Raw genomic sequence first — 11,534 nt, 5'->3', positions numbered from 1 at the left:
GGTTTAGTTTAAAGTGGTTTTTGTGATGTTAACGTAAGCGATAGATGGATAAAAAACTCATGGGTATTTTGCCTGATAACCAGTTCATGCTTTCGGGGATATAGCAACTGCAGGCGTTGTTTTACATTTTCCAGACCTGTTCCTGAATGACAGCGTTCAGGGTCATTTTCTTTCTCCGGATGGATGCTGTTATGTACATCCAGGTGCAATGTATCATCTTTTTTAAACAGGTTTACAATTATCCATGATTTTGCTTTTAGGCTGATGCCATGCTTATAGGCATTTTCAATAAAAGGGATCAGCAGCATCGGGGCAATCTCATAGTATCCAACTATGTCTTCAATCTGCATGTCGATGCTGATATTGGGTGAGGATGCTATGCGGAGGTTTTGCAGATCGATATAATTATGCAGGTAACTGATTTCTCTGCTCAGGGCGATCTTTTCCTGGTTGTTTTCATGCAGCATAAAGCGCATCATATCGCCAAGCTTTTGAATGCCTTCCCCCGTCTTTTCTGCATTTTCCATTAGGGCTGTGCCGTAAAGCGTATTCAGCGCATTAAACAAAAAATGCGGATTGATTTGTGAGCGTAGAAACTGTAAACCCGCAATTGAAGTGCCCAGCTCGGTTTTTAAGGTAGTAAGTTCGGCTGAGCGCTCTTTTTTTATTTTATAGAGATATAAACTTAAAGGCAAAAGTATGGCAACCTGTAAAAACCAGATGAAGAGAAACAGGATTAGGAAGTCTAGTCCGCTATAAGCTGCTCTTCCTGAATAAAAGCCATTAAAGGGGATGTTTATGCCCAATGTAATTAGAGTCAAAAGCAGCCAAAATGCCCCTTTTTCGGGCTGATGATAATACTTTGGAATTAAAAAGTATAAACACAGCAGGTACGTTATAAAAGCGCAGGGAGCTATAAGCGCTATAAATAACCCAACACCCCAATATGGCCGCAATAATATAATCCCAAATAGTGTAACACCCCATATTAAAACAAACCATATCACATTTGTTATAAGTGGATTGTTTTTCCACGAATTTTTAGCCTCATCGAGTTTTAACAACCATATTGCCAGTTGTTTAAAAAATTCATACAACAGCATCAGTCCACTCATACCTACGGCTACTCCAAACTCACGGAATAATGATTCCGGTAAAATATAATCATCATACGGCCTGTTTAAACAATCGCTCAAAACAAACAGCAGCCACATTACAATTATGCCGGCTATAATTGATAAAACTGCTTTTTGCCATTTTTGCTGTGTTATAAATTTATCCGGAAGTGAACAGGCAATCCAGATGAAGGAGGCATAAATAGCAACATATTTTATCAGGATCGGAAAAAAATAATTGATAAAGAAGTTAAAGGGTAGTCCTTTGGCCTTAAATAGCTCCCTTCCATAAGCTGAGTCAGAATAACGCCCGGCCAAATATCCGTTAACAGAGCCCAGTAAACTATAAACAGCTAACAGCAGTATAATGGTTGCAAGGGCAATTTCTATGTTTTTGAGTTTCATAGTACAAGCTTACCACCCAAAAAGCTCACCCGGAAATAAATGTGATTAAAGTCCGGAAAAATGTGATGAATCCTTTAGTTCATAGTTCATAGTTGATAGTTCATAGAAAGATAGCTTCAGTAGTAAACGAGGATATTAAAAGAAAGGGCTGTTGTATACTCCTTTTAAAAGTCAATGATATTCAGGCATGATCATACCATGAACAATGAACCATCAACTATGAACTAATAAATCAATAAAAATCCAAACTCCCATCATCATTAACTGAACATCGTATAAATATCCGGGCCAATACGGGTTGCCGGTTTAAAGTAGCGGGGACAAACTTTTTATCTTCTTCGCTAAATAAGCCAACAGCAAGATTAATAATTTGGGTATACTGGTATACTTTTGAAAATAAATGAACTTTATAATCTGCCAGCCTTCCACCGGGGCTTATCAATAATTCAACAACGGCATCAAAATAGTCCATATTAACACCATAGGTATCAAATGGTACTTTAAATATATTTATGTAAGGGATAAAACCATAATAAGTGCCCCCAATTTTAAGCGGCCTGGTAAGCCTGTCGGTTGGTAGTACGTTGGCATCAAACTTAAACTGGATCTCTGTTGCTGTATCAATCGGCGCCTCAAACAGAAATTCGTTTTTATCATAATCGAACTTCTCATTCAATTTTCCTTCATCATCATAAAAGGTCCAGATGCCAATTCTTTCACCTTTATTGTAATCGCCCCTGGCTATTAATGTTCTGCGTTTATAAAATGCCTTATATGCCCCGACCCTTGTTTTTTCATCAGTTTTAAGAACCCTAAACCGTTCAATAACTGAATTGGTTAACCAGTTTTTCCGGTCAACAGTATCCTGAGCAAAACAATTGCTTATGTATAACAGGCTAATAATTAAAAATGAGCAGTATTTCACATTAATTGGTTTCAGCCAATATAAAACATGTGCAATCAAATTCAAAAAATAAAATGAAGAAGCCTATCCGTTACCTCGTCTGCCACCACCACCGCCAAAATCTCCGCCTCTGCGGCCGCCACCGCCACGACCACCTTTTGGTTGAGCACCGGCAAATTTTTGCAGACGCAGGGTAAATGTTAGCATAAAATAACGTCCAAGCCGGTTGGTGCGGGCGTCAATTATCTGGTTGCCGCTTACTGTACGGCTTACTCCGGTGTTTTCGTTAAAAAGATCGAACGCCTGGAAACGGAACGAGGCGATGTTCTTTTTCAAAAACTGGTATTCAACATACGAGCTTAAAAGGGTAGGGTTAGCCTTTACCGTGCTGCTGAAACCCTGGTTTATGGTTTGGGTAAGGTTATAGCCTAATATCCAGTTATAAAAAAAATAGTTGCGGCCGTCTAGCCCAATTGTCCAGGTTTTGGCATTTGTATTTATAGAAGATGGCAGGCTGTATTTGGTATTGTTGATGCTGTAATTGCCGCTTACTTCAGTGTCCATTACGCTGTCGATATCAACCCGCAGCTTTGCGCCCTGGTTTAAAACCCAGTTTTTACCAAGATTACGCTGATCTTCAATGTATGATATGTTATTGTTGTAAGATGCCCCACCATTAAGAGTTGCCGTGAATTTGCGATTATCAAATGGTTTTGAAAAGGCATAATTACCGTTCATAGAGTAATAACCATTGGTGTTTAAATAATGGGTTTCCTGTTTGGTACTTGTGGAAACAGTGCCGCCCGTGCCACTGGTTGCTGTATTTGAAACTACCGGCGCAGTATTGGCAACAATTTGATCTTCAATGGTATTGAAACTCAGGTTGGTGAATAACGAATTTCCGCTGGCTATGTCAAATTGGTTATACCTTAAATTAATACTGTTGCTGAAAGATGGTTTCAGATCGGGATTACCATAAACCACATTTTGCGGATTTGAATAGTCGGGTTGGATCTGCAACTGCGCAAAGCTTGGCTGGCTGCTGTTTCCACTATAATTAATGGTTAATGAATGATTTTTTTGAAAATTATATACAAACCTTGCTGTAGGTACCAAATTAAAAGTATTGGTAGAGGTACGGAAATTTTGCGATTCACCGGTTAAGGTAGCCGGTTGAGCAGAAATGCCCACCGTATAATTATATTTTGTCTTTATACCACGCAGGTTAAACCCAAAGCGGTTGGTAATAAACTGGTAATTATACAGCGTACTTAACGAGTCAACATAGGTTTGTACGCCGGTTTTGGGGTCAATGCGGTAGTTGTGCCGGTTGTTATCGGTATTTGTGTAGCTGTAGGTATAGTTAGCTTCAAGATAGGTTGTTTTGCCTATTGGTTCAAGATATGATAGATGAATGTTAAATTTATCTGAATTACTGTTGGTGTTTATTTGCTGGTATAAGGGATTTACAATGCTATCCTGAACTGTTGTGTACTTATCATTAAAATCCTGGTCGTGCTTGGTATAGCTATAACCGGCGTTTATACTAAAATTTCGCCCTTTTTTCTTAAACTTATGATTGTAAAGTATGGAAGTGCCGCCACTTGGTGCAGAAGAATTGGTTAATGAATACTCCGTACCATTAACCGTTACCCCGTTTCGCATATTACTGAATATATCGCTATTGTTATCATTTGACGTGCCGTATGAGAAGTTTGGGTTGAATTTCAGATAGTTTAAAGTATCAATCTTATACTCCAGGTTAAAATCAAAACGATGATTAATGCTGTGGTTTTGATCGGTAGTGTTATCATTATTTATCAATGAACCTGACTGGAAAATATCCTGTTGCAGCGATGTGCTGGTTGTATTGGTGTTTTTATCAGCAAAGCTGTAACTTCCGTAAACGGTTATTTTTTTACCCCAGGCATCGCGGTAGTTTAGCCCTAATGATTTATTATCTGTAATGCCGTTAGCTGTACTAACACCGCTTCCGCTGCTGCCACCACCACCGCCCGAACGTCCTGATCTTCCGCCGCTGCCACCTGCCTGGCTTAAGTTAAATGCATTGGTGTTATTATTATTAACTGTGCCAAGCAATGAGATCTGCTGGTCGTTATTAAATTCATTGGCTGATAGCTTGGCCTGGTATCGCCCTTCGTTCCCTGCGCCAATGGTGCCTTGTCCAAACTGACCTTTCTTTTTCCCCTTTTGAATGGTGATGTTTAAAATTTTATCCGGGTCCCCGGTTTTTATCCCCGTTAAATTCGCCTGGTCTCCATAGTCGTCAATAACCTGGATGGTTTCAACTATATCGGCAGGTAAATTCTGGGTAGCAGTTTGTACATCGCCGGTAAAATAATCCTTTCCATCAACCCTTACTTTTGACACCTGCTTGCCATGCGCGGTAACATTGCCATTGGCATCAACACTAACCCCCGGAAGCTTTTTCAACAGATCCTCTACCGGCGATCCTTCCCGTACCTTGTAAGCACTTGCCTTATATTCAATGGTATCCTCCTTAATAACTATCGGTATCACAGCATTTATTGTTACCGTACTAAGCATATTGGTTTGCGCTTTTAGCTTAATAGGGTCAAGCTTTATAGGTTTGGTGCCATTATCCATAACATAACGGCGGGTAAAAGGCTGGTAGCCAATTCCGGTTACCGTTATTTTAAAGTTTTTTGAGATAACTATCGGGAAATCATAAACACCTTTTAGATTACTGGTTACCGTAACACTGTCAGTAGCTGATGTAAGCTTAATATTAACAGCTGGCACGGTGCCCGTGCTGTCAACAATAGTACCGAATACCTCCCGTGATGGCGGTTTGGGCGATTGCTGGGCAAAAGCTGCGGCGTAATGCAGGAATAAAAAAAGAAACGAAAATAGGGGTTTTTTCATATCAGAAATGTCTATAAACAGCTACCAACCATGAAGATATGCCTATGGTTTAATAATTTATATCCTTGTCATATAAATGTTGCATTACAAGCTCATTGTCATGTAATTGTTGCAGCCAATTGAATTTTGAATTGTTGATTTTGTGATTGCTCTACACATAACACCTACTACAATTCTAACCCTTACAACCTTTACAGCACCTCCAATATTTACAACTTTTCAACAGCTTCAACCGTACAAATGCGAATGAGGCGATTTATACTATTATTATCCCTGTTATTAATATATAAATTATCCGTAGCTCAAAGGGTTGTTCATGACCATCCTCCCGTAAGGGATACCGCCGCTTTGTACAAGCACATTGATAATTTAAATAACACAGCCTATAATATTTATCTTAACACTCCGGATTTAGCACGCAGATTAGCCGAAAAGGCCCTTTTGCTTTCCCAGGAATCAAATTATGCCACAGGAAAAGGCCGTAGTTTTTATAATATCGGGCTTATATATTGGTCGCAATCTTACTATCCAATAAGTTTATTTTACCTTAACTCTGCAACCAACTATTTGCCAGCGGGCAAGTCTCTTGATCTTTCCGATTGTTTTAACGCGCTCGGTCGTACTTATGCTGATCTGGGCAATTATAAACAAGCGTTAGCTAATTTAGATAAGGCGCTATACCTGGCAGGGAAAGATAAGGCATTGCTGGCCGAGGTGTATAGTGAAAGATCATACGTTTATTGCGCCACTAAAAATTATGATAAGGCAGTTGAGGCGGCTCAATATTCATTAAAATTAAACCAGGAGATTAATGACAAAGGAAATATAGCTGTTTTGTATGCGCGTTTAGGCGGTATTTACAGGTTTAAAAAAGATTACCCTGCTGCACTTAAATATGATAGTATTTCATATAGCATGAGCAAAATAACATCTAACAAGCGTTTAAGGGCTAAATTATATACCGAGTATGCATTACTGTACAATGAGTTGCATAAATACGATACAGCAATTAGCTACGCTAAAATGGGCATTACCCTTGCTGATAGCATTGGCATAATTGATGCGGAGGTAGAAGGATATAAAGCGCTTGTTAATAGCTATGAGTTAAAAAATGATTTCAAAAGTGCCTTGGCTTATCAAAAAAGATATGCTGTTATGGATGATAGTATAAGCACATCAACTAAACTAAAAACCATTAAACTTATACAAGATCATAGCGCCCTAAACTCAAAGCTTAATGATATAAAATTAATGGAGGCTGGCGACAGGGAAAATAAAGCTAAAATAAAAGCCCAAACCAAATTGATCTTAATACTCGCTGCATCCCTGGTGGTATTAATATCCATGCTTTTTATTACCTTCTATCTTTATAAACAAAAGAAATTACTGAGCAATAAATTAAAAAACCAGCATAGCGCTCTTTTAAATCAAAAGGAATTGATTGAGATGCAGGCTACTAACTTGCAATCGGTTAATGACCTTAAGGATAAATTACTGGCGGTTATTGGTCATGATTTGCGCACGCCTATTGCAAATATGAGCAACATTATTGAGATGTTTAATGATGGCTACCTTGATGCCGGTGAAGTGAGCGAATTAATGAAAGAGATAAGCCCTATTATGAAAGGCACTGAGCTAACTCTTTCAAACCTTACGGAATGGGCCGGGAGCCAGATAAAAGGAAAAAATGTAAACTCAACAAACGTTGATATATTTTTACTGGGTGTTGAGATGGAACAAACCTTTATGCACCATCTGCAATTAAAAAGTATTGATTTTACCAACAAGGCTTATGCCGGACAGTCTGTATTGGCAGATGAAAATCACATAAAAGTTATTTTGAGGAACCTGGTAAGCAATGCCATTAAGTTTACTGGTAATAAAGGGAACATTACGCTTGCTACCCAACTTGAAGATAACTCAATAATAATTAGTGTAACCGATACCGGCAAAGGAATGGACGCTGATGAGATTGAAAAACTCTTTTCTATCAATACCCATTTTTCACTTTCCGGTACCTCCGGCGAGAGGGGTACCGGCATAGGCCTGCTTTTATGTAAGGAACTGGTTGAGCTTAACGGCGGTAAATTATCGGTAAGTTCAATGGTTGGAAAAGGCAGCACATTTTACTTTAACCTGCCATTGGTGCGGGCTTATGTTTAATAATCATAAAATAATTTATTTTTTTGGAAGATATTTTCGTGTCTTTTAAACACTTTTTAAATCTTCCAAATCATCCTTTAAAGTATCGTAGAGCTGTTTTTGCAGACATTATTATGACAATTCCAGGGGATTTGTGTATTAACTATTCGTTATGGTTGTGTTTTAATTGCCTGCGTTCATGAAATAATAACTACTTTTCGGTGTTCTTACTCTAATTAAACTATATATTAAACCCTTTAAATGGCTTTTTTAAACACAGTGCTTGAACCACCTGCTTACGGGTGGAAGGATAAATTTGGCGACCTTGTAAAACCTACCAACAGTCAAATAATAAAAGAATTTTTTTCAAGGCTGAATGTTTTTAAATCCAAAAAGAACTGGCTGTCGTTTCTTAGCTGGATGATGATCATATTTTTAGCACCGTTTTTATTCCTGTTCCTGTTTAAATATTTTTCGATAACAGGGCTCGTGGTGGCTTTTGTTTACAGTATGATATTTATGGGTACACACGGTACCATATGGCACCACCGTTATTGTACCCATGGCGCTTATAAATTCAGCAACAATTTTTGGCGGTTTTTTACCCAAAACCTTACCCTCAAAATAATCCCTGAAGAGATCTACGCAGTTTCGCACCACGTGCATCATGCGCTTTCTGATCAGCCCGGCGATCCTTACAACGCACAAGGTGGCTTTCTTTATTGTTTTTTAGCCGATGTAAATCATCAGCCGATAAACCGTAACATGAGCGAAAGTAATTATGCCAAGTGTGTTAATTTAATGAAGCATACCGGTGTAACAACCAACACATATACACAATATAAAAAGTGGGGCACATTGGTTAGTCCGCTTCGCACCATTATAGGTATAATATTAAACTGGAGCTTTTGGTTTGCAGCCTTCTATTTAATAGGCGGCCCGGCATTAGCATGTGCAGTTTTTGGCGCGGCAGGTTTTTGGGCTGTAGGCGTGCGTACATTTAATTACGAAGGCCATGGCAAGGGTGAGGATAAACGCAGGGACGGGGTAGATTATAATCGCAACGATATGTCAATAAACCAGATCTGGCCTGGGTTTGTAGCCGGCGAGTGGCATAACAACCACCACCTGTATCCAAAAAGCGCCCGTTCAGGCTTTAAACCGTACCAGGTTGACCTTGCATTTTATTATATTAAATTGTTAAGTCTTATTGGTGCTGTTAGTTCTTATCGCGATTCGAAGAAGGAATTTTATGCCGATCATTGCAAAGTGATTGTTGATGATAAAAACGAATTTGCAGTACCTAAAGAGAGTGTGCTGCTGGTTGAATAATACAGCCAAAAAAATACTTTAATTTTATTGCAAAAGCCCCTGTTTTAGGGGCTTTTGCTGTTTTATGCTGCAGCTTGTAACAATATTGTTTGATTTTATTAAAAATGGTTTAATGTTAAAAAAGTATTATATCATTTACAAATGGATTTTTAACTTAGTAAACCCATTACCGACCGTTAAACCCTAAATTCAAATGAAAAAAAAGATTTTTTATTTTTTTCTTTTCCTAGCTGCTTCTGCTCTTTTTCACCAGCAAACACATGCTCAAAATACAACTTTAGGCATTTTTGAAGCGCAGGGTGATGTTGGGATTGTAAAACATAAAGGTACGGGCACTTATGATCCAATACTGCAGGTGTACAATTTATCAGGCTCAGGCGCTAATATTTGGGCAAAAGCCGATGGCTTTCATTTTGTCTGGAAACGCATGAAAGGCGATTTTATATTACGCACCAATGCCGCTTTTATTGGCAAAGGTGTTGAAGATCACCGTAAGATTGGCTTGATGGTGCGTACATCGCTCGATTCAAATTCAAAACATGTAAATGCGGTAGTACATGGCGATGGGTTAACTTCACTGCAATTTCGTAAAACGGTTGGCGGCGAAACTGAGGAGAAAAAATCAACGCTTACACATGCTGATGTTATCCAGCTGGAAAGGCATGGCAATAAATACATCATGTCTGTAGCGCACAAAGGCGAACTTTTTGTTGAGGAAGAAGTAAGTGATATTGATTTGGGGGATGATGTATATGTTGGCATCTTCATCTGCTCGCACAACACAAATGTTACCGAAAAGGCTACATTTAATAATACAAGAATAGTAGTACCCGCACCGGCCAGCCTGGTGCCTTACCGCCAATATTTAGGAAGCAGTATTGAGATACTTGATCTTGAAACACAAAACAGCCGGATTGTTTACCAGTCGCCAAAATCATTGCAGGCGCCCAATTGGATGGCTGACGGCAGGAACCTGCTTTATAACAGCGAAGGATTGCTTTATAAATTCGACCTGAAAACAAATATGCCGACTGTATTTAATACAGGTTCGGCAAAAAATAACAATAATGATCATGTGCTGTCATTTGACGGAAAATGGCTGGCCATAAGCAGCGCTGACAAAACAGGCAGCTCTATTGGTTGGGTTGTTTCAACAAAAGGAGGAGAGCCGCGCAGGATGAATGAGATTGGTCCGTCATACATGCACGGCTGGTCGCCCGATGGCAAATACATCGTATTTTGCGGAGAACGGAATAAGGAGTATGACGTTTATCGTATCCCATCGGCTGGTGGCCCCGAAGAACGGTTAACCAACAGCCCCGGGCTTGATGACGGCCCCGAATACTCGCCTGATGGAAAATACATTTACTTTAACTCTGTACGCAGCGGTTTAATGCAGGTTTGGCGTATGAAGGCTGATGGCAGCGAGCAAACACAACTAACAAACGACGATTATAATAACTGGTTCCCTCACGTTTCGCCTGATGGAAAATGGATAGAGTATATTACCTTCCTGAAAAATGAAGTGTCTCCCGGCGATCATCCTTTTTATAAGCATGTTTACCTTAGGGTAATGCCTGTAGGTGGTGGTCCGTCAAAAGTTATTGCCTATCTTTACGGTGGGCAGGGAACCATCAATACCCCATCATGGTCGCCTGACAGCAAGCACTTAGCCTTTGTAAGTAATACCAGTTTATTATTTCCTGTATTTCCAATCGCAACTAATTAAAACCTGAAAAAATGAATCCGTCACGCAGAACATTTATAAAAAATAGCGCAATTGTTGTAGCAGGCGCTGCACTACTTCCTGAAACTTTATTGGCCGAACCTAAAAAACTAACCAGGCTTGGTGTACAGCTTTATAGTGTAAGGGATGCAATGGGCAAAGACCCAATGGGAACTCTTAAAAAATTGAGCGAAGGCGAAGTAAAGCATGTTGAGCATGCCAATTATATAAACCGCAAATTTTATGGCTATACCGCTAAAGAGTTTAAAAAGATCTTAAATGACCTTTCCATGCAAATGCCAAGCGGCCATACGGTAATGACTGCACATGACTGGGACACTGACAAAAAAGATTTTACCGATAAATGGAAATATACCATTGATGATGCTGCAGAGGTTGGCCAAAGATATGTAATAAGCCCATGGCTGGATGAAAGCCTGCGTACTGACCTGGATGGGTTAAAACGTTTTATGGAACAGTTTAACAAATGCGGTGAGTTATGTAAAGCGCACGGAATGAGTTTTGGCTACCACAATCATGATTTTGAATTTAGCACAAAGGTTGAGGATGGTAATTTATTTGAGTTTATCCTTAAAAATACCGATCCATCACTGGTTTTACAGCAATTGGATATTGGCAATATGTATGGCGTACCCGGTGGAGATGCCCTTGCAATTATTAATAAATACCCTGGCAGGTTTGAGCTGATGCATGTAAAAGATGAAATAAAAAGTGCCAACCAGGGCGAAATGGGGCATGGTTATGAAAGTACAATACTTGGACAAGGGTTACTGCCGGTTAAAGATATTGTAAAGGCAGCTAGGAGAAAGGGAGGAACCTCACAATTTATTATCGAACAGGAATCGTACCAGGGGAAAGATCCGGTAGATTGTGTAAAAATTGACTTACAAACCATGAAAAAGTGGGGTTTTTAGTGGTATTATTTTAACTTACAGCTCCTTTTGAAGCCTGTCTATATAATAAGAGATTAAGAAACTTGTTT

Annotated in this window: 7 protein-coding genes; 4 read left to right on the top strand and 3 right to left on the bottom strand. The window is 39.3% G+C overall.

Annotated elements, in window-relative coordinates; translation table 11 throughout:
- Positions 1 to 8 precede the first annotated feature (8 nt).
- The 3 genes from BUE31_RS25150 to BUE31_RS25140 form a co-directional block, all read right to left on the bottom strand.
- Positions 9 to 1,520: a sensor histidine kinase gene (locus tag BUE31_RS25150; RefSeq protein ID WP_073406626.1), complete on the bottom strand. Its 1,512-nt coding sequence runs from the start codon at positions 1,518 to 1,520 to the stop codon at positions 9 to 11.
- A 232-nt stretch (positions 1,521 to 1,752) separates the two neighbouring features.
- Positions 1,753 to 2,445 (bottom strand): toxin-antitoxin system YwqK family antitoxin, encoded by a 693-nt coding sequence (locus BUE31_RS25145; protein WP_143167254.1) that lies wholly within the window; start codon positions 2,443 to 2,445, stop codon positions 1,753 to 1,755.
- Positions 2,446 to 2,508: 63 nt separating this feature from the next.
- Entirely contained in the window at positions 2,509 to 5,331 is a 2,823-nt protein-coding gene (locus BUE31_RS25140) for a TonB-dependent receptor domain-containing protein (protein WP_073406624.1), read from the bottom strand.
- A 246-nt stretch (positions 5,332 to 5,577) separates the two neighbouring features.
- Here BUE31_RS25140 and BUE31_RS25135 point away from each other — a divergent pair, with 246 nt between their 5' ends.
- The 4 genes from BUE31_RS25135 (at position 5,578) to BUE31_RS25120 (ending at position 11,466) form a co-directional block, all read left to right on the top strand.
- Entirely contained in the window at positions 5,578 to 7,494 is a 1,917-nt protein-coding gene (locus BUE31_RS25135; RefSeq protein ID WP_073406623.1) for a tetratricopeptide repeat-containing sensor histidine kinase, read from the top strand.
- Positions 7,495 to 7,734: 240 nt separating this feature from the next.
- Positions 7,735 to 8,805 carry a fatty acid desaturase gene (locus BUE31_RS25130; RefSeq protein WP_073406622.1) on the top strand — a complete coding sequence of 357 codons (1,071 nt, stop codon included), beginning with the start codon at positions 7,735 to 7,737 and terminating at the stop codon, positions 8,803 to 8,805.
- Between the two features lie 193 nt (positions 8,806 to 8,998).
- A complete protein-coding gene (locus BUE31_RS25125) occupies positions 8,999 to 10,534 on the top strand; it encodes a TolB family protein (RefSeq protein ID WP_073406621.1) in 1,536 nt (511 codons plus the stop codon).
- A gap of 11 nt (positions 10,535 to 10,545) precedes the next feature.
- A complete protein-coding gene (locus BUE31_RS25120; RefSeq protein WP_073406620.1) occupies positions 10,546 to 11,466 on the top strand; it encodes a sugar phosphate isomerase/epimerase family protein in 921 nt (306 codons plus the stop codon).
- The last annotated feature ends 68 nt before the right edge of the window (positions 11,467 to 11,534 follow it).

The organism is Mucilaginibacter sp. OK098, assembly GCF_900142915.1.
Lineage (GTDB): Bacteria > Bacteroidota > Bacteroidia > Sphingobacteriales > Sphingobacteriaceae > Mucilaginibacter.
This window is presented reverse-complemented; position numbering and strand designations above follow the sequence as displayed.